The sequence below is a fragment of the Pararhizobium sp. genome (assembly GCF_035497515.1).
Taxonomy (GTDB): domain Bacteria; phylum Pseudomonadota; class Alphaproteobacteria; order Rhizobiales; family Rhizobiaceae; genus Pararhizobium.
Genome location: NZ_DATJDJ010000112.1, coordinates 1 through 17,789, shown reverse-complemented (window position 1 = coordinate 17,789; position 17,789 = coordinate 1). Strand labels below are relative to the sequence as shown.

General features: G+C 58.8%; 18 protein-coding genes, 1 tRNA gene and 1 other RNA gene. 9 read left to right on the top strand and 11 right to left on the bottom strand.

Translation table 11 applies throughout. The annotated features are described in order from the left end of the window. Nucleotides 1-28: 28 nt before the first annotated feature. An RNA gene (gene ffs, locus VL202_RS12055) (signal recognition particle sRNA small type) lies at nt 29-125 on the bottom strand. Between the two features lie 103 nt (nt 126-228). On the opposite strand from ffs, the gene VL202_RS12050 reads away from it, so the two are divergent. Together VL202_RS12050 and nudC are read left to right on the top strand one after the other, a co-directional pair. Continuing rightward, the gene (locus VL202_RS12050; RefSeq protein WP_325464358.1) at nt 229-633 is read left to right on the top strand and encodes an HIT family protein; all 405 of its coding nucleotides are present in this window, start codon (nt 229-231) and stop codon (nt 631-633) included. Between the two features lies 1 nt (nt 634). Beyond that, nucleotides 635-1,609 (top strand): NAD(+) diphosphatase, encoded by a 975-nt coding sequence (nudC, locus tag VL202_RS12045; RefSeq protein WP_325464357.1) that lies wholly within the window; start codon nt 635-637, stop codon nt 1,607-1,609. 54 nt (nt 1,610-1,663) lie between these two features. On the opposite strand, the gene VL202_RS12040 is transcribed toward nudC, so the two are convergent. The 3 genes from VL202_RS12040 to VL202_RS12030 form a co-directional block, all read right to left on the bottom strand. Beyond that, nucleotides 1,664-2,746, bottom strand: coding sequence for a porin (locus VL202_RS12040; protein WP_325464356.1), 1,083 nt, complete (start codon nt 2,744-2,746; stop codon nt 1,664-1,666). A 186-nt stretch (nt 2,747-2,932) separates the two neighbouring features. Beyond that, nucleotides 2,933-3,787, bottom strand: a complete 855-nt coding sequence (locus VL202_RS12035) for a prephenate dehydratase (RefSeq protein WP_325464355.1) — start codon at nt 3,785-3,787, stop codon at nt 2,933-2,935. Nucleotides 3,788-3,799: 12 nt separating this feature from the next. After that, complete coding sequence (locus VL202_RS12030; protein ID WP_325464354.1) at nt 3,800-4,552, bottom strand: 3-deoxy-manno-octulosonate cytidylyltransferase; 753 nt, start codon at nt 4,550-4,552, stop codon at nt 3,800-3,802. Nucleotides 4,553-4,708: 156 nt separating this feature from the next. Here VL202_RS12030 and VL202_RS12025 point away from each other — a divergent pair, with 156 nt between their 5' ends. Continuing rightward, nucleotides 4,709-5,326, top strand: coding sequence for a cytochrome c family protein (locus VL202_RS12025; protein WP_325464353.1), 618 nt, complete (start codon nt 4,709-4,711; stop codon nt 5,324-5,326). Between the two features lie 89 nt (nt 5,327-5,415). Here the strand turns inward: VL202_RS12025 and VL202_RS12020 are convergent, their stop codons facing one another. After that, nucleotides 5,416-6,360, bottom strand: a complete 945-nt coding sequence (locus VL202_RS12020) for an AEC family transporter (protein WP_325464352.1) — start codon at nt 6,358-6,360, stop codon at nt 5,416-5,418. Nucleotides 6,361-6,501: 141 nt separating this feature from the next. Here VL202_RS12020 and VL202_RS12015 point away from each other — a divergent pair, with 141 nt between their 5' ends. After that, nucleotides 6,502-6,768 (top strand): DUF982 domain-containing protein, encoded by a 267-nt coding sequence (locus VL202_RS12015; protein WP_325464351.1) that lies wholly within the window; start codon nt 6,502-6,504, stop codon nt 6,766-6,768. A gap of 135 nt (nt 6,769-6,903) precedes the next feature. Next, nucleotides 6,904-7,161, top strand: a complete 258-nt coding sequence (locus VL202_RS12010; protein ID WP_325464350.1) for a BON domain-containing protein — start codon at nt 6,904-6,906, stop codon at nt 7,159-7,161. A 96-nt stretch (nt 7,162-7,257) separates the two neighbouring features. Here VL202_RS12010 and VL202_RS12005 read toward each other — a convergent pair whose 3' ends face one another. The 4 genes from VL202_RS12005 to VL202_RS11990 all read right to left on the bottom strand — a co-directional run bounded on the left by VL202_RS12005 (nt 7,258) and on the right by VL202_RS11990 (nt 9,186). Beyond that, nucleotides 7,258-7,389, bottom strand: coding sequence for a hypothetical protein (locus VL202_RS12005; RefSeq protein ID WP_325464349.1), 132 nt, complete (start codon nt 7,387-7,389; stop codon nt 7,258-7,260). A 13-nt stretch (nt 7,390-7,402) separates the two neighbouring features. Continuing rightward, entirely contained in the window at nt 7,403-7,585 is a 183-nt protein-coding gene (locus VL202_RS12000; RefSeq protein WP_325464348.1) for a hypothetical protein, read from the bottom strand. Nucleotides 7,586-7,595: 10 nt separating this feature from the next. Beyond that, the gene (locus VL202_RS11995; protein WP_325464347.1) at nt 7,596-7,787 is read right to left on the bottom strand and encodes a hypothetical protein; all 192 of its coding nucleotides are present in this window, start codon (nt 7,785-7,787) and stop codon (nt 7,596-7,598) included. Between the two features lie 139 nt (nt 7,788-7,926). Further along, complete coding sequence (locus tag VL202_RS11990) at nt 7,927-9,186, bottom strand: alpha/beta hydrolase (protein ID WP_414692845.1); 1,260 nt, start codon at nt 9,184-9,186, stop codon at nt 7,927-7,929. A 300-nt stretch (nt 9,187-9,486) separates the two neighbouring features. On the opposite strand from VL202_RS11990, the gene VL202_RS11985 reads away from it, so the two are divergent. Further along, the gene (locus tag VL202_RS11985; protein WP_325464346.1) at nt 9,487-11,112 is read left to right on the top strand and encodes a hypothetical protein; all 1,626 of its coding nucleotides are present in this window, start codon (nt 9,487-9,489) and stop codon (nt 11,110-11,112) included. 26 nt (nt 11,113-11,138) lie between these two features. Here VL202_RS11985 and VL202_RS11980 read toward each other — a convergent pair whose 3' ends face one another. After that, a complete protein-coding gene (locus VL202_RS11980) occupies nt 11,139-13,001 on the bottom strand; it encodes a hypothetical protein (RefSeq protein WP_325464345.1) in 1,863 nt (620 codons plus the stop codon). Between the two features lie 452 nt (nt 13,002-13,453). Next, a tRNA-Ser gene (locus VL202_RS11975) sits at nt 13,454-13,543 on the bottom strand. A gap of 285 nt (nt 13,544-13,828) precedes the next feature. Between VL202_RS11975 and VL202_RS11970 the strand changes: the two genes are divergently transcribed. From VL202_RS11970 to VL202_RS11960, 3 genes are all read left to right on the top strand, one after another. Then, nucleotides 13,829-14,146: a hypothetical protein gene (locus VL202_RS11970; RefSeq protein ID WP_325464344.1), complete on the top strand. Its 318-nt coding sequence runs from the start codon at nt 13,829-13,831 to the stop codon at nt 14,144-14,146. 270 nt (nt 14,147-14,416) lie between these two features. Then, on the top strand, nt 14,417-15,301 hold the full coding sequence (locus tag VL202_RS11965; RefSeq protein WP_325464343.1) for an AraC family transcriptional regulator: 885 nt from the start codon (nt 14,417-14,419) through the stop codon (nt 15,299-15,301). A 181-nt stretch (nt 15,302-15,482) separates the two neighbouring features. Next, on the top strand, nt 15,483-17,693 hold the full coding sequence (locus VL202_RS11960; protein WP_325464342.1) for a TonB-dependent siderophore receptor: 2,211 nt from the start codon (nt 15,483-15,485) through the stop codon (nt 17,691-17,693). Nucleotides 17,694-17,789 lie beyond the last annotated feature (96 nt).

Here is a 17,789-nt window from a genome sequence, read left to right as displayed (position 1 = left end):
TCATGTCCGGGTGGACAGAAGAAAAAGGGTGGGAGGCTGGCACGATGACCCGTGCCTGGCTCGTTGGGGCTGCTTCCTTCCGGACCTGACCCGGTTGGCGAGTGGCTCGTCCACCACCAACCTCCCGGCTCTCATATCGGCAATATCCAAACCAAATGCAAGCCAAGCCTTCAAAAAACTGCTATCGATGTTGAAACAAAAGACAAATCACCGCTCAGGGAGAGCCGCTTGCCTACCTTCGATATCGACGAACGCCTTCAACGCGACGGATTGCTCATCGCGACACTTGGACTTTGCCAGTTGCGCGTCAACAACGATCGCCGCTGGCCCTGGCTGGTGCTCATTCCGCAGCGCAATGGTGTGTCGGAAGTGTTCGACCTCACGCCGCTTGATCAGGCGATGCTGACATTCGAGACGAACATGGTCGGCGTGGCATTGAAAAAGGCGACGGGGGCGACGAAGATCAATGTCGGCGCGCTTGGCAACATTGTCCGCCAGCTCCATGTCCATGTCATCGCCCGCAACGAGGGAGATGCCAACTGGCCGGGGCCGGTCTGGGGTTTCGGCGCAGCCGAACCCTGGGACGATGACGAGCGCAAGGCATTCGCAGCACGGATACTGGAAAATCTCTGACATGACGAAATCGATCTTCGACCTGCACAGCCCGCATCCCGAACCCAGCACCCTCGTCGCCTTTGCGGAAAATCATCTGGACAGGCAGTCCGAGCATCGGGCCGATGATTGCCTGGAGGCGGCCTTTCGCAAGGTGGGCGCGCATGCCTTCGCCTTTTCGGCCGGCAAGCTGGTCGTCAAGCATGACGAGAAGATCATCGATCCGCTGTTTGCGCCCTACGAGCTTGCCGGGCTCGAACCGGATCTCGACGAAGCCATCCTGCTCGGCTTCCTGCCCAATGGCGAGCCGCGCCTGGCGGTGCCGATCGGGCTGACGGAGGAGGCGCTGCCTGAACCCTTCAAGCTCGCCGATGGCCGCACGCTCTATCGCCAGCAGATGTTGACGGACGAACTGCTTGGCCAGTTCGCCCAGGCCTCCAGCCTGATGACCTGGAACGCAACAAACCGCTTCTGCGGCAAATGTGGATCGGCGATGGAAGGCAAGGCCGGCGGCTATCGCCGCGTCTGCACCGCCTGCGGCCATATGATCTTTCCGCGCACCGATCCGGTGGTGATCATGCTGACGATTGATCTGGAGCGCGATCTCTGCCTGCTCGGCCGCAGCCCGCATTTCCCCGAAGGCATGTATTCCTGTCTCGCGGGTTTCGTGGAGCCGGGCGAAACGATGGAGAACGCGGTGCGGCGCGAGACGCTGGAGGAATCCGGCATTCGCGTCGGTCGCGTCCGCTATCATGCGTCGCAGCCCTGGCCGATGCCGCACACGCTGATGACCGGCTGCTATGCCGAGGCAAAATCCCGCGACATCCATCGTGATGATCAGGAACTGGAAGATTGCCGCTGGTTCACCCGCGAGGAAACGGCTGCGATGCTGGCGCGAAATACCGGCGTATCGCTGACAGGTGGCGAACTAGGCACACCGCCGAAGGGGGCCATCGCTCATCAGTTGATGCGCGACTGGCTGGACTGGCCGAAATAAGAACGCCCGGCAGTGCCGGGCGTGGTCAGTTTTAATCTTGAATTCCGCCCCCGTTCAGAAATTCCGCTGGAGGCGGATTGTACCGCCGATGGCGCTGCCGTTTCCGCGCACGCCGTCAAACTCGGTGTAGTTGATTTCCGGCTGCAGCTTCAACATGCTGGTGACCATGTATTCGACGTTGAGTGCACCGGCGAAAGTGCCGTCGTCCTCATAGGCCGCCTGCGCATTAAGCGAGGTCTTTTCGTTGACCTTCACGGCAAACCCGCCCCAAGCGGCCCAGTCACCACTCCACGGACCGTAATAATTCAGCCGGCGTGTGCCGCCCGGACCCTTGCTGTTGTCCCAATCCGACTGGTAACCGCCCATCACCCAAGCGGAAAACGTGTCGTTGAATTTGACATCGACGCGAACCTTGCCACCGAATGCCTCGGCCTCTGTGTCGTAGCCGCCGATGAAGGCGATGCCGGTGTCGTGATCTTCATTGGTAAAATAGCGCAAGCCTCCGATCACGTGCGGGAAGTCGGCGCCGTCATACGAGACAGTGGGTGTTGGTGCGAAGCCGGTATCGTAGCTGCCCGAGCCCTCTTCCAGGCCGATCAGGGCCGCAAAGCCGGCATCGCCGCCATAGACGTAGCTGACCTGGTTCGTCCGATCGCCGGTATAATCGATCACGTCGTCGTTGATGATGTTGCCGGCCGAGTTGAGCCAGATGTCATATCGGGAATCGCCATAGCCCGCGCGAAATCCCGCGATCTCGATGAACGCAGCATTGAGATAGGTATTGGTGTCGGTGCTGTTGTTGGCGTCGCTGCGCAACTCTATGAAGCTGTCCAACGTGCCGAACTCGGTGTCTGATTTCGCATCGAAAGTTAAGGTGCCACGCGTGAACGCGTCCCATCCGTTGCTCGTGCCATCATAGGGGTTCTCGCCGTAGTTCGAATCGAATCGGACATAACCGCCGATCTTCAGGCAGGTCTGTGTTCCCGGAATGTAGAAATAGCCGGTACCAAAAGCATCGCAGACGCGGACATATTCCATCGGCTCCGGTTCGGCGGCGACGATCGCGTCGGCCGCGTATGCTCCTGTCGAAACCATCAAGGCGGCAGTAGAAGTGAGAAGAAGGGTCCTGATTGCCATTGGCCAACCTTTTGTTGCGCATGCCGCTGAAGGCTCACAAGCGCCTGTCATTGCCGAAAGGGCATTGCGCGCTGCGAATCGGCCAGCACTCAATGCGGCGAACAAACGAATCCATCACAAAATAATCACTTTTCCGTGCGGATTTCCAGCTACTAAATCTCGCCACCCTGGGTAGGTGTTTTAGAGTTACAGCACCAGCCGCATCGGATGGGCGATGTAGGAGCCGAGGATGCGGACCTTCTCCGAAAAATATCGAAGTTCATCCAGTGCCTGGCGCACATGGGCGTCGTCCGGATGCCCCTCGATGTCGGCATAGAACTGCGTGGCAATGAACTTGCCGCCGAGCTGGTAGCTCTCCAGCTTGGTCATGTTGATACTGTTGGTGGCAAAGCCGCCCAGCGCCTTATAGAGGGCCGCCGGGATGTTGCGGACGTTGAACACGAAGGTGGTGACGATGACATCCGTCTCGGCCGCGCGCCGGATGATCTTCGGATCGCGCGAGAGTATGACGAAGCGCGTGACATTGTTTTCAGTATCCTCGACATTCTCGGCGACAATCTCGAGATTGTAGAGGTCGGCGGCAAGGCGCGGGGCGAGCGCCGCCATCGACCGGTCGCCCATTTCCGAGACGAGCTTGGCAGCACCTGCGGTGTCGCCGGCCACGATCGGCTTCCAGCCATTGGCGCGGACGATCTTGCGGCATTGGCCGAGCGCATGGATGTGGCTGTGGACGGTGCGGATCTCGTCGCGCGTCACGCCCGGCAGAACCATCAGCTGGAACCGGATCGGCATGAAATATTCGCCGGTGATATGCAGCCGCGATTCGGGCAGGAGATGATGGATGTCGGCGACGCGGCCGGCGATCGTGTTTTCGATCGGGATCATCGCCAGGTCGGCCTCGCCGTTTTCGACGGCGAGGAACGCATCCTCGAAGGTCTGGCACGGCAGCGGTTCCATGTCCGGAAACATGTCGCGGCAGGCCATGTCGGAATTGGCGCCATAGTCTCCCTGGAACGAGATCCGGTTGGTCTTGGTGATCATGCTGGTTTCCGATCAGGCTTTCGCGGCGAGCACACGGCGCGCCTTTTCAAGGTCGGCCGGGGTATCGACGCCCAGCGGAATGGATTTGACGATCTCCACGTCGATGCGCATGCCGGCTTCGAGCGCGCGCAGCTGTTCCAGCGATTCGCGCTTTTCCAGCACGGACGGGGACAATGAGACGAATTTCTCGAGTGCGGCGCGTCGGTAGGCGTAGAGCCCGATGTGATGATAGAGCGGTCCCTTGCCGTGCGGTGCGGTGGCTCGGGTGAAATAGAGCGCCTTCAACCGCGTGTCGGAGAGGGGCGAACCGACGACCTTGACGACGTTGGGATTGACCTTTTCTTCCTCGTCCTCGATTTCCACGGTCAACGTGGCGATATCGACCTGCGGGTTTTCCAACGGCCTGAGAGCCGCGCGGATAGTCTCCGGTTCGATGGTCGGCAGGTCGCCTTGCACATTGATGATGATTTCAGCCTTGCCGCCGGGATCGCTCTTCTGCAGTGCTTCATGGATGCGGTCGGAGCCGGACTGGTGGTCGATGCGGGTCATGACGGCTTCGAAGCCGGCATTGACGACCGCGTCGAACGTGTCCTGGTGATCGACCGCGACGACGATCCGGCCGGCCTGCGCGTCGCGGGCCCGAAGCGCCACCTGAACGATCATCGGCAGGCCGCAGATGTCGGCGAGCGGTTTGCCGGGCAGGCGCGTCGAGGCCATGCGCGCGGGAATAAGGATGAGGGTTTTGTCGAAATAGTCGCTATTCATGCCTAGGCCTTCAAAAGACGCGGGAAAAGTGTCAAAAGGTCTCAGTCCAGCGCGTATAATGTCTGTTGCAACACAAAGCCAAAAGACATAGGTTCCGCGCGATTTCAAGATAGGCTGGCGTTTTGTTTGCGCCGGTTGCAAGGGGAGCATTGGCGGATGAACTCGTATGTGAACATGGGCGTAGGTGCCTTCCTGGGTACGGTCTTTGTTTTGATGTCCGTATCGATCGCATCGGAAGGCATCTTCCATTCGGAAACGCCCGAGAAGGAAGGCTTCGCCATTATTGCCGAAGAAGGCTCCTCGGAAGCCGCCGGCGGCGCCGCTGAAGAAGCGGAAGTCGATATCAAGCCGCTGCTGGCCGGTGCCGACGCGACTGCCGGTGCGGCTGTCTTCAAGAAATGCGCAAGCTGTCACACCGCCGAGAAAGGGGGCCCCAACAAGGTCGGCCCCAATCTTTGGGGTGTCGTCGATCGTCCGATCGCCTCGCATGAAGGATTTTCCTATTCGGCTGGCATGAAGACCTTTGCCGAAGCCAATAAGACCTGGACTTACGATCACCTGAGCTTCTTCATCGAAGCGCCGAAGAAGCACGTTCCGGGCACCGCGATGGGCTTTGCCGGCGTCAAGAAGCCGGACGAACGCGCCAACCTGATCGCCTGGCTGCGTGAACAGGCCGATTCGCCGGTGGCCCTGCCCGATGCATCGGCTGCCGCAACGCCGGCCACGGAAGGCGACGCTGCAAAGCCCGCCACCGAAACGGCTCCGGCACAATAATTCGACGCCGTTTCATCCGGCATTGGGAAGACGGACAAGCCCGGTCATCGTACCGGGCTTTTTCATGCCCGGATTATGGGGTCCGGTCTTTACAGCAGGATATAGGCCCAGGCGGAAACAGAGATGACGCCGAGCGCGGTGGTGATGGTGATCGTCGAAGAGGCCAGCCCGTGACCGACATTGAAATGATTGGCGATCAGCCAGGCGTTGACGCCGGTCGGCACGGATGATGTCAGAACCAGCGCCGCCGTCCAGTCGCTGTTGAGGCCAAGCAACTGGCAGGCCCCGTAGACGGTCGCCGGCAGGACGATCAGCTTCAGTGCGCTGGTGACGGAGGCAAGGCCGGTATTGCCGGCTAGGCCGTATTTGTCGAGCGCCATGCCGATGGAAACGAGTGCGGCGGGCGCCGCCACTCCGGCAAGCTGATCGACAATGATCTTGACCGGCCCACCGAGCGGCATGCCGATCAGATGGGCCAGTGCGCCGAGCACGAGGCCGATAACGAGCGGATTGCGCACCAGATTACGCAGGATGCCCCGGAGCAGCCGCAGCGGGCTTTGTCCCGGCTTGCCGCTGGTCTTGCGCTCGGCGCGCTCCATCAGGACGGTGCCGGCAATCATCATCACCGGCAGGTGGACACAGAGGAGGATGGAGAGGGCCACCACGCCTTCCTCGCCGACGCTGCGCGAAACGAGCGGCAGGCCGACAAAGACCGTATTGGCAAAGGCTGACGAGACGCCGGCGAGAACGCCGATCCGCGCATCCTTGCGAAACAGCAGCGTCGCCGCGAAATGCCCGATCGTCCAGGTAACGGCGACGCCGGAGAAATAGGCGACCCAGAGAGGCCAGGGCGACCCGTCCCTGAAATCCGCCTCGGCAATGGTGCGAAACAGCAGGACCGGAACCGCGACGCGGAAGACGAAGTCCCCGAGCGCATCGCCGACCGTCGCCTTCAGATAGTCCATCTTCACGATCAGCCAGCCCAGAAGGATGAGGACGAAAATCGGGACGACATTCAGGAAGACATCAGACATCAGGCGCGGCCTCGTGGCGATTGAGCTTCCGCCATAGACCCATTGCGCGCCATGCCGCAACCCGAAGACGCGCCGAACGCCCCTCGGTGCATACATTTCACGCAAGGCTCATATGACAACATGGTAATAGGAGGTTGTCCTATGATCGAAAAATGGTGGCAGGAACCCGTTGTCCTGGAACTCGACGGGATCGGACGATACCGGATCATCCGCAATACGCGCGAAGCGGCGGAATGCCTGCTCGACAAGTGGCCGGTTCATGACGGCACGGCCTACAAGGCGGCGATCCGCATGTGCGGACATGTGTTGCGCGGCGAGCAGCCGGTCGATTATGCACGACAGGATTTCATTGCCGCCGCCGTCGAAGCCTATATCCATATCCAACTCGGCACCTCGCTCAACACCTGATCTCGAAGGTGCCTTCGTGCTCCTGGTGACCGGTTTGTGTACCCAAACAGCGATGTCGTGGGCCGTGAGGACATTGACGGGATTGCGGAACATTCAAGAATAGCTCGCGTTGTCTCCATGAAGGACACCACTGCGATGCGCAAACAGATCTACATTCGTCCAGACGACCATCCGGACCTGACGGACGATGATCTGGCGGGCAAGGTCCTTCGCTATATCCAGTATGTTTCGCTCATCGACACGTCGCAACTCTCGGTAACGGCCTATGGCCGCACCGTGGTGCTGGGCGGCTATGTATCCTGCGAAGCCGAGATCGGTTGCATCGAGGAAGCGGCCGCCGCGGTCATCGGCGTGCATCTGGTAGAAAACCATGTGGAAATCGTGCGGCACTGACGCGCCTATTCCGGAGCCTTGCATCCAGCGTCCACTATCACTCGAAATTGAAAAAGAAAGCATCCCCAGCCCTGCGGCAGCGGTGCGTGTGGTTTGTCAAAAGACGAACACGGCGATCAGCAGAAGGATCGGCAGAGGCACGCCGATCAGCCACATCAGCAACTGGCGGAACATCAATTGCCGGTATTCCCGGTGCGCCTCACTCCGTTGGGTTTCAGAAACAATCATCGTCGTTCGTCCTTCAGAGCGGGCCGCCTGTGACGGGGTTCACGACGGGCCTCTCGCTGTCGTCTCCATGCCCGGCCGGCTGGACCATCGGCGGCGCCTTCGATGTCTCATCGGCGTGCGATGGCTGGCCGGGCGCCCTGTGGACGTCCTTCGGCTTTTTCTGTTCAGGCGTGGCGTTGGTATCATCGGTGGACATTGAGGGCTCCTTACGCCATCCCTGCGGGATCGCCGATCGGCAGCAGCGCCGGGTCGAGAACGGGGTCGTTCGGATTCCTGGTGTCGCCCTTGTCGATGACAGGAGGCTTTGCAGGCTTGTCCTGCGAACGGTCCGGCAGGCCGGGTGTCGATTGCGGGCCGCGCGGGCTTTCGTCGTCTGGGACCGGAATGGTGGTGGGCATGATCTTACTCCTTCGTTTGGAGCAAAACGACGCGCATGGCCGGATGGTTCCGCGGAGTTTTTACGGACGTTCAGCGAGATCGGTTGAAATCTCTCGGGCAGCGAGCGTTTGAGGGGAGAAGGACCTTCTCCACCTCGGTCTAGTTGAACAGCGCGCGTTCGTCCTGAAGCGCGTCCTCGAAATCCGTCGGCTTTTTCTTCTGCTTCATGTCGCCCGAGACAATATTGGCCGGTGTCGCGACCGTGGTTGCCGCGACCTTGCCGACGGTATTCACGGTTCCGGCCACCAGTGCGGTGATGCCGTCGCCGACGCCGATCGTGGAATCGGTCAGGGTCTGGCCGGTGACGAGCCGCTGGCCGATCAACTGGACGATCGCCGGGCTTTCGGCAAACTTGCCGTGGTTCAGACGGTCCCCGGATTTCACCTTGGTCAGATCGACAACGGTGATCCCGGCCATTTCCAGCTTGGTTTTATACGGCTCCTCGGCCGGATTGATCTGTCCAAGCCGCTGGACGTCGCCGGAAATATAACGTGACAGCGCCAGCGCCCTGTCGTCCTGCGAGACGAATATCGTGAAGTTCGGCTTGTCCGGGCCAAGCTCGGTCCACTGGCGGGCAAACACATCGACATCGATGTCGGGCGAGGCGAGGATGACGTTCTCGATCTTCTTCGGCAGGCCGCCTTCGCGAATTGCCATTTGCCGGATCGATTCCATCGCCAGCCATGTTCCCATCGAATGGGCGAGGATGGTGATGTCCTTGATATTCTTGTCCTCGACCAGCGCCTTCAGCGTCCGCTCCAGCGTCGTGCGCGAATAGTTGGTGCTTTCCTTATCGTAGTTGTAGTCAAACACCTTGGCGCGGGAGGGCCAGGTGAAAAGGACGGGGGTCACGTCGGCGCCGGAATCGTGGACGATCTGGGCGAAGCGGAAAACCGAATCCTCATAGGTATTGTTGAAGCCATGGATGAAGACCATGGCATGGCCGCCCTTCGAATGACGGCGCACCCAGTCATGCCCTTGCTCGACGGTCGAGAGCGGCTGGACACGGACGACGGTGAAATCCGTCGCCGGATCGGGCGGCAGTTTCTTCGGCCACTGAACGGTGCCGGACGCGCGAACCGTGTCGGATGGAATGGATACCGCGACATCGGTGATCGACGGCTGCACGCTGCGCTCGCCGGAAAACAGGGTCGCGGGATCGTCCGAGGGCCGGCGGCTGGTCGCCACCAGCATGTCCACCACGGCGCCGCCTTGCGGCTCGGCCGCCAGGGCAACCGGCTGCATGACGCCCTTCGCGTGGCCGCCACAGCCGCTGAGTGCGATGACGAGCGGAAGAACCAGAGTCACTTGTCCAAAGAATCGCGCCATGGGTGACGGACTGCGGACGGCATTCGACATTGAGGTCATGACGGCACTTCCGACGAGAATACGAGACTGCAAACTGCCCAATTTGCGGAAAGAGTCCGCCCATAATCAGCGGTACACGTCAAGTCGGCTGCGCGCAACTGGCCGGAGCCAGATCAGTCATCGCACAGCTTCATATTGCATTTTTGACACAGAAGCGCCACGACTAGAATATGCCGCGCCCCGTGATTGCTGCAACGCAGCGATAACTCCCGATTTCGGCGCAGTGTCGCAAACGTCGTCCGACAGCTCCTCAGAGCAAATGACCGGCGCCTCCGTCTGTTCGTCCGCGCGGTGGCCCGCAATACCAGGGTTGCCGGGGAGTTGCCGTGGAAAGCCTATCTCCCAACCATGCGGCGAATTCATATTGATTATGCCACCGCCCGCGCGCTAAACGTCCGGCAAGGCGGGTCTGACACGACGATCGCCAGTAAAGAGCCTGAGGCGACCGTGCGAAGATTTGTTGCTATCCTGAACCATCGGCTCCACTTGTTTCTGTCTCGGAACAGCAATAAGGGCGGTGCGGATTCGATCCTTGAACGATCTCAAACGAGGAAAATCGCGCGTCCGCGCGTCAGCGATTCCGGCGCGCCGCGTCCCCTTGAAAGACCAAGCGCGTTTGACGGGATTGATTGCCTGGCTTCCGATAAAGCCATCAAGGATATGATGGTCGTGGACAAGACGGACGTAATGTCCCGCCCGGTGAAAACCAGATTGGGAAAACTGGCGCATGTAAGCAAGAGCCGGTTCGATGTGGTCTTCGATGATTGCGCGATCGAATGCTACCAGATGAGATCATCCCGCAAGAAGCTGTACGTCTTTTTCTCCGGCGCCGGACGGAAGGGAAAGACCGCGACGAAGTTCGACAGGCTGACATGGTCCCGGATTTTTGACGGTATCTGTCTTTATATCGAAGACCCGATGTACAAGAATTTCCCGGAAGTCGATGTAGGGTGGTACTACGGGACTAGGACTGTTTGCTACCTCGACCATATCGTCGAACTCGTGTCCGAGTTCGCCAGGGTCAATGCGGTCGATAGCGAGGATATCTATCTGATCGGCTCTTCCTGCGCAGGATACGCGGCAATCTATGCGGCCGATAAGATTGCCGGATCAACGTCGATATCGTTCAATCCGCAGATTGTTCCGGCCGCATGGGACAAGAACAGACGCTTTTTCAATGCGACGGGCATCGACCTGGAAGGTGATGACAGGTTCGGTCGAAACGATATCGCGGAATCATTCGACAATGCGGCATCCCGCTTTGTGATCGTCTCGAATGTGCGATCGCAAAGAGATTACGCTGCGCAGATCCGCCCGGTCTTTGCCGCGCGCGGGATCGAGCCGCATTACGGGCTCAATGTCATCAACAATGCATATATCATTCTTGCGGACATGCTGCATCCATTCGACCATGGCGCTTTTCCAGGGCCGATGGAAACAAAGGTTCTGCTTTCTCTCCTGAATGATGGCGTAGGAAATGACGCTCTCGTTCCCTATGCGGAAATGTTGAAATCCTCTTTCGAGACCGCGACTCGGCTGAGCTATATGACGCTCTGGTCGGAATTCCTGACCAGCGATTTCCCGGATTTCATAACGGTTCCGGCTTCCTGCGACAAGAAAAGCTGCCGACTGCCGGTCAAGGGTCTTCCCGTTACTTGCTATTACCAGGCCTATATAGACTTCACCAAGGAAAAATGCGTCGTGTCTTTTTATGTTTCGGATAAAAAGATATTGAAAAATGATAAGTATATCAAATTGATGCAGGATCTGGCGGAAGCGTCGGGCGGGGTGATGAAAAGCAACAAGGATAGTCTTTTCGTTCACTCGGCCAATGTAAGCCATGCCGATCTGGATCTTGCAATGGCCCGGTTTATCGCAAAGACGAGCAACCGCATCTTCCGTCATTTTGGAGTTTAAGAAAAGTGACAGCCTTTGTCAGATATCTAGGCCGTCTGTCGATCGACCGGGATTGAGTGTTCGATCAGGTGGCGTTTGACCCTGTTTGCGATCCAGGACTTGGTGTTGTCGGGATTTGTCAAGTCGATCGCGTAATCCTTGCGGTACAGATACCAGAATTTATGCAGGTCAGCATTGCTCAGCTTTGACTTGCCGACTTCAAACTGTCGTTCAAAGTCGCCACGGTGCTCGCAGACGAAGCACGCGCTCATATAGTCGGCGCGACCGAAAACATAGACAGGCTTCTCATACGTGAGGGCCTCCGCACCGACGCCGGAATTCACGACGCAGACCGCGAGTGAAGAGGCGATGATGTCGTGAATATTGCCGTTCGTGACGGTGATTCTTCCTGCCTCGGCCTGTTCATTGAGATAGGCCTTAATCTCACTGGACTTGCATGCCGGGTGCCGCTTGACGACGACTGCTATCCCCTTGGCTTCGCAGGTCTTGATGACCTCTTCCATCATTTCGAAGGGCGTGGCGTAAGCCAGGCTTTGAACAGAATCGCCGATAACCTGCAGGCCGACAAAAACGAATTTTTCCGGAAGCGCTTCCGTCGTTTCCGGCTGGACGTATTTTGAAAGGCGCTGCGTTGTCATCGAGATTTTGTCGTCGGCGAAAAAGCCATCGGCTTCCGTCTGTGACACCTTGCCGAGACGTTCTTCGTTCAATTCGGAAAATGAGGACCAGCCCGCATATCCCCGGTCATCGAAACTGAACAGGGATCTCCGATCGGTTTCCTTGAAATGAAGCCCTCGCGTATTGCCAGAAACGGTGTGATACGAGAAATACGGTTGATTGAGGTCAATTTCACTGTGTGTGTGAATTTGGCTTCGCACCATGTAGGGGACACCTTCCGCCTCCAGCGTCTGCACTACATTTTCGAGCGCAATGCGAATGTCTGAACGGAAGCCTGGATAATCGATGACATTGCTTCTCATCATGGCCGAAGGAACGATGAGGGTGACCTCGCCGTGCCGGCTGATCGGCTTCTGGCGACCTGCCCGTTCCAGGATATTGCGGCGCGCTTCGTCGATGACGTGGGCTATGTGGTCAAGGGAAGCCTTGAGCTCGAGCGCTTGCGTAAGAAAGCTCTTGGCTTTTATGCCATGGGCAATCGCCAGTCGAGCAATGCTGATCGCGCCTGCGACGTCAAACACCGCAAGGCTGCCGACCACGGCCTCGCGCCAGTGCTTGCGCAACAACTTCTTGTTCAATCTCACCGCATCGATGTCGGATATGGCCCGATTGATTGCGCGAATGAAAAGATCTTCGCGCAAGGCTGTCTCAGCGGATCGGGCGGCATTGATCGCCATGTCAATGATGATGCGTTTCGGCTCGCTATCCAGGAAATCCAATGATGAAGATGCCAGGGCTGCATGATTTTGAAGCTGATAATAGATGCCGCGACGCTCAATCGCGCACTGGCGCCGTGTCTGGAACGTTTTGAATGTGCCCTCCAGCGCGTTCAAGGCTTCCTCCAGTTTTCCTTCCGAACGTAGAATGGCGGATTGAAGGAGGCTTTTCAGATCTGGGTGCAGCAGGTGGCACTCCAGCAGTTTTCGTGTGCCGGAACTGGGCGACATCCGCAACGCGCGGCGATGCATGTTCCTGATCATCGCATAGGTCGGCGGGTAGCGACGGGCATAGGCGACAAGCAGCTCCTCTGCCCGCTCGACCTTCCCGACACGCTCGGCGGCCATGATTCTGCCCTGCAGGATCAATCGATTGAGTTTCCTCGCCCGTAGAATTGATGTCGCTGCCGCTCCCGCACCAAGAGCAAGATCAATCGACTTGGCATGTTTGCCGGCTTTAATGGACCGTTCGACGTAACCGATGACTTTTTTCATACTCACTCACGAACATTCTCGATTCCTGACGGCATTGCCGGTCCGGTCGATTGGCGGTTTACGCGGTAATGATTTGGCGGAAAGATGGCAGAGCTTTCAAAAGCGCGACATGCGCACTCCAATTAGCCGGCTATCTGCCTGCAGGCGTGCTCTGGCACATTGATAAGACGATTTGATGAATCCCGTTTCATCGCGTTCATAAAAATTTCCCTATACTCCAATTGTCTTCGAAAGAGCTGGCTGGCAGCTTGGAATATCATTTGATGCGGCAATAACGTGGGTGGTTAAACTGCGCGTTGGCCGGAAAACATTAATTGTTCTACTGCGGATTGTGTCGAAGGCAGCAATAACGGTATTTAGGCAATTTCGCAAGGCAACTTGACGTAATTGCTCGAAGATAAATGCATCCTAAACGTTCGTTTATGCGTGTATCTGATGAATTCTGAGGAAAATGGCGGACAGAGCGGGATTCGAACCCGCGATACGCTCTCACGTATACACACTTTCCAGGCGTGCGCCTTCAACCACTCGGCCACCTGTCCGTTTTCAATCACACCGGCGGTTGGGTCCGGTGGATCAGAGACAAGCGTTTGCTTTCTCCTCAGGCCCGTTCGGCAAAGGCCGACCGGATATTCGCGGGCGAAAACCAGCGAACCGCCGCCGTATATACCGATGCGCTCCCCCGGATCAACTGCTTTCTGATAGTTTTTCGACTTCTTGTGCGCCGCCGCCGCCAACGGGCGCATTGCGCTTGCGCAATGACATGCCTATTTCTTGTTGAAGCCGGTCGAAAGGCGCGCCTGTCGGCGGCAATTGGGAGATGCCCTATGCGGTTCATGCTGCGGTTTGCGAGCTTTCTCGCCTTGGTTGCCGGGGTCCTGGTGGCGTCGGTGGATGCCATACAGTCCGTGTCGGCGTCGCAGCCGGTGCTGACGCCTCTCGCAACGGCGCTGGCTGCGGGCGGTCCATCGACGGCGGCGCTGGTGCAATCGCTGGAGCGGCCGCATGCTGGCATTGCCATGCTCGATCCGCTGATCCGATGGTCGTTGCAGCAGCCGGCCTTCGTCTTCCTTTTCCTGATCGCGCTGATGCTGTGGATGATCGGCTACAAGCGGCCGCCGGTCGCGGGTCGGTTTTCGGCCTGAAACCTGAGGCGGGCACAACTCAAGAGCATCATTGCGATCTCATCCGCACCGCCAAGCCGCGCTCCGACAGGAGACGGCTTTTTTGCGCGCGGATGCTGGAGATGGCTTCTGTCCATGCGCAGGTGAAAATGGCATGGCGAAAAGGTCACAATGGCCGGAAACGGGCTTCTGCGCCATGTTTGAGCAATTGCAAAGATTCGGTTTCTGGATTAGTCGAAAAAATGACTAATATTAGCAGGTTTTGCCATCGCCTGCACCCTTGAGACCTCGATGACCTTTCAACCGCGCATGAACAACAGGATTTCCGGCTTTTCCGTCATCGGCGGCCTGAACCGGCGCGAGTGGAATGGCGTTGTCGCCGATCTGTGGGATGTCGAATGTGCGCCGGCGGCCGGCGGCTTTTATGTCGCGGATGATCCCCGGCTGTTCATCGTGCTCGATGCGAAGGGCGGCGGGCGGCGCAATATCCGCTTGCGCCAGACGCATCAGGCGGTCGCCGAGGATAGCCGCCGGCAGGTGATTTCCTATATTCCGGCCGGCATGGAACTCTGGGCGGAAATGGTCGATATCGACTATGTCCGCCATCTCGACCTGCATTTCAACGTCGATATCCTGAGCCGCCGCTTGGGCGAGGATCTCGATCGTGGCCAGCTGGATATTCCGCGACTGATGTTTTCGGAACCACGCTTTCTCGCCCTTGCCGAGCTGATCGCGACCGAATGCATCAATCCGCAGCCATTGCATGATCTGTATGGCGATGGCCTGTCGGTGGCGCTGTTCATCGATGTGATGAAGCTCGCCCCGGTGAAAACCCGCAAGCGCAGCGCACTCGCCTCCTGGCAGTTGCGCCGTTCGATCGATTATATCGAGGACAATTGCCTGCGCGGCATCCGGCTGGAGGAACTGGCGACGCTCACCGGCCTGTCGCAATCCTATTTCAGCCACGCGTTCAAGGCCTCCACCGGCCTGCCGCCGCACCAATGGCAGATGAAGGCCCGCATCGGGCGCGCCAGGCAGTTGATGCTCAACGGCGACCTGCCCATGAGCGTGATCGCCGCCGAAACCGGCTTTGCCGACCAGGCGCATTTCACCCGCGTCTTCCGCAAGGTTGTCGGCGCCACGCCGGCCAGTTGGGCGAAAAGCCAGAGGGCCTGACTGCATTTCACCGGTGTGCCATGCGGAATATGGACCAGAATCGTTCAATTACCGCAGCCAGAGACAATCCGACCTTTAATAGTTGAGATAAATACTCATCTTATATTCATGACATTGCCGGATTTCGCAGCGCCGACGGGGGCCAAGGGCGGGGCCGGTTTCCAGCTGGGGTAATCGACATATGCAGATCAAGGGGACTGGTCTTTATCGCGTGCTGATGGCAGGCGCGGCAATCGCCGTCGTAACACTGCCGCAGGCCGCCGTGGCACAGGATGCGGCGGGTGGCGCGACACAACTCGAGCGCCTGACGGTCGAGGGTGGTGAGGGTGCCACCGACCGGGAAGCAACCGGTCCGGTTGACGGCTATGTCGCCAAGGCCACCGGCACGGGCTCCAAGACAGCGACGCCGATTTCCGAAATCCCGCAGTCCGTCTCGGTTGTCGGGCGCGAGGAACTGGCCGACCGCGGCGTCGTGACGAAAATCGACGAGGCGCTGCGCTACACGGCGGGCGTCACCGCCGAACCCTTCGGCACTGACCCCGATACGGACTGGTTCTACATCCGCGGCTTCGACGCCTCGCAGACCGGCGTCTTTCTTGATGGCCTCAATCTGTTCACCACAGGTTTCGGCGGCTTCCAGACGGACGCCTTCATGCTCGAACGGGTCGAGGTTCTGAAGGGGCCGGCTTCGGTGCTCTACGGCGGCTCCAACCCCGGCGGCATCATCAATCTCGTCAGCAAGCGGCCGCTGGACGATCCCCACTACTACACGGAAATCGGCATCAATAATTTCGGCAATGCTTTCTTTGGCTTCGACGTCAACGACAAGCTGACGCAGGACGGTGCTGCGGACTACCGTGTCACCGGAAAGGTCTCGGGCGGAAACAATTACAGCGATTTTTCCGAGGATCTGCGCGGCTTCATCCTGCCACAGGTCACCTATTCGCCAGACGACGCGACGACGCTGACGGTCTACGCCAACGTCTCTTCGTTCGAGCAGACGCATATCGGCAACGGCTTCCTGCCCTATGTGGGGACAGTGGTCGATGCGCCTTTCGGAAGGATCGATCGCGACGCATTCTTCGGTGAACCGGACAAGGACACCGGTCGCTACGACCAGCAGGCCATTGGCTACGAAGTCAAGCATGAGTTCGACAATGGTTTGAAGCTGTCGCAAAACCTGCGCTACGGACATCTCGACAAGCACGAACTGCTGTTCTACCCGAACGGCTACGTCAACACGACCGATCCGGCCGACCCCGGCTATTTCCAGCTGGCCCGCATCGGTTTCGAGCACGACACGACGGTCGATACGTTCGCCATCGACAATCGCGCGGAAATGGAGTTCGACACAGGTCCAGTGAACCATCAGGTTCTCGCCGGCCTCGACTACAAGCACTTCGAGATCGATCAGGTGCAGGCGGTGCCAGCCTGGCCGGCGACTGCGACCCCGATCGATCCTGTCAATCCGGTCTACGGTCTCCCGCAGCCGCCGATCGACGGCGTCTACATCAACCAGAAAACCACGCAGCAGCAGATCGGTCTGTACGTACAGGATCAGCTTCGCTTCGGCGATGGCTGGATTGCGACCCTCAACGGGCGCTATGACTATGTCGATACCGAGACCCACAGCGGTCCGACCTACTGGGATCCCACGCAATCGTCCACCTATCAATACAGCGACGCGGCGTTCAGCGGTCGCGCCGGTCTCGCCTATGAGTTTGACAATGGCCTGACGCCTTACATCAGCGTTGCGACCTTCTTCAGCCCGGTCATCGTCGCCTCGGTGACGCCGAACAACAAGCCGGAAGAGGGCGAGCAGTACGAGGCGGGCATCAAGTATGAACCCACTTTTATCGATGGCTTGCTGACGGCGTCCGTGTTCCAGTTGACCAAGCGCAACGTGGTCGTGACGGACACGCTGGGCATTTCCACCCAGTTGGGCGAGGTGACCTCCACCGGTGTCGAGCTGGAGGGCAAGGTCAATCTCAACGAGAACTGGAAGATTTTGGCCGCGTACAGCTATACCGACCTGGAAATCACCGAGGACACCAATCCGGCGCTTGTCGGCAAGCGTCCCTATGTCGTACCGGAACAGCAGGCCGCGCTCTGGCTCGACTACGTCGTCACCGACGGCGCGCTTGAAGGCGTCAGCATCGGGGGTGGTCTGCGTTACCAGGGCAAATCTGCCGCCGACAAGGAAAACACCGCCTTCGTTCCCGACGCGCTGGTAGCCGACGCGGCGATCCGTTACCAGAAGAACGACTGGGCAGCTTCGCTCAACGTCTCGAACCTCTTCGACAAGGAGTATGTCAAGGGTTGCCAGGGCTTGACTGTCTGCGGCTACGGCGAGCAGCGGACGATCACGCTGAAGCTCAGCAAGAAGTGGTAAGCTCTTCGACCGGATTTCGAACGGCCGCCGCGCGAAAGCGAGGCGGCCTTTTGTTCGTTTGAGGATCGGTTTATCAACGGTGACAGGAACCGTCAC

Excerpts from the sequence above, each read along its gene's own strand:
- nudC (WP_325464357.1), top strand. The coding sequence starts at position 635 with ATGACGAAATCGATCTTCGACCTGCACAGCCCGCATCCCGAACCCAGC.
- VL202_RS12040 (WP_325464356.1), bottom strand. The coding sequence starts at position 2,746 with ATGGCAATCAGGACCCTTCTTCTCACTTCTACTGCCGCCTTGATGGTT.
- VL202_RS12035 (WP_325464355.1), bottom strand. The coding sequence starts at position 3,787 with ATGATCACCAAGACCAACCGGATCTCGTTCCAGGGAGACTATGGCGCC.
- VL202_RS12030 (WP_325464354.1), bottom strand. The coding sequence starts at position 4,552 with ATGAATAGCGACTATTTCGACAAAACCCTCATCCTTATTCCCGCGCGC.
- VL202_RS12025 (WP_325464353.1), top strand. The coding sequence starts at position 4,709 with ATGAACTCGTATGTGAACATGGGCGTAGGTGCCTTCCTGGGTACGGTC.
- VL202_RS12020 (WP_325464352.1), bottom strand. The coding sequence starts at position 6,360 with ATGTCTGATGTCTTCCTGAATGTCGTCCCGATTTTCGTCCTCATCCTT.
- VL202_RS12015 (WP_325464351.1), top strand. The coding sequence starts at position 6,502 with ATGATCGAAAAATGGTGGCAGGAACCCGTTGTCCTGGAACTCGACGGG.
- VL202_RS12010 (WP_325464350.1), top strand. The coding sequence starts at position 6,904 with ATGCGCAAACAGATCTACATTCGTCCAGACGACCATCCGGACCTGACG.
- VL202_RS12005 (WP_325464349.1), bottom strand. The coding sequence starts at position 7,389 with ATGATTGTTTCTGAAACCCAACGGAGTGAGGCGCACCGGGAATACCGG.
- VL202_RS12000 (WP_325464348.1), bottom strand. The coding sequence starts at position 7,585 with ATGTCCACCGATGATACCAACGCCACGCCTGAACAGAAAAAGCCGAAG.
- VL202_RS11995 (WP_325464347.1), bottom strand. The coding sequence starts at position 7,787 with ATGCCCACCACCATTCCGGTCCCAGACGACGAAAGCCCGCGCGGCCCG.
- VL202_RS11990 (WP_414692845.1), bottom strand. The coding sequence starts at position 9,186 with ATGTCGAATGCCGTCCGCAGTCCGTCACCCATGGCGCGATTCTTTGGA.
- VL202_RS11980 (WP_325464345.1), bottom strand. The coding sequence starts at position 13,001 with ATGAAAAAAGTCATCGGTTACGTCGAACGGTCCATTAAAGCCGGCAAA.
- VL202_RS11970 (WP_325464344.1), top strand. The coding sequence starts at position 13,829 with ATGCGGTTCATGCTGCGGTTTGCGAGCTTTCTCGCCTTGGTTGCCGGG.
- VL202_RS11965 (WP_325464343.1), top strand. The coding sequence starts at position 14,417 with ATGACCTTTCAACCGCGCATGAACAACAGGATTTCCGGCTTTTCCGTC.
- VL202_RS11960 (WP_325464342.1), top strand. The coding sequence starts at position 15,483 with ATGCAGATCAAGGGGACTGGTCTTTATCGCGTGCTGATGGCAGGCGCG.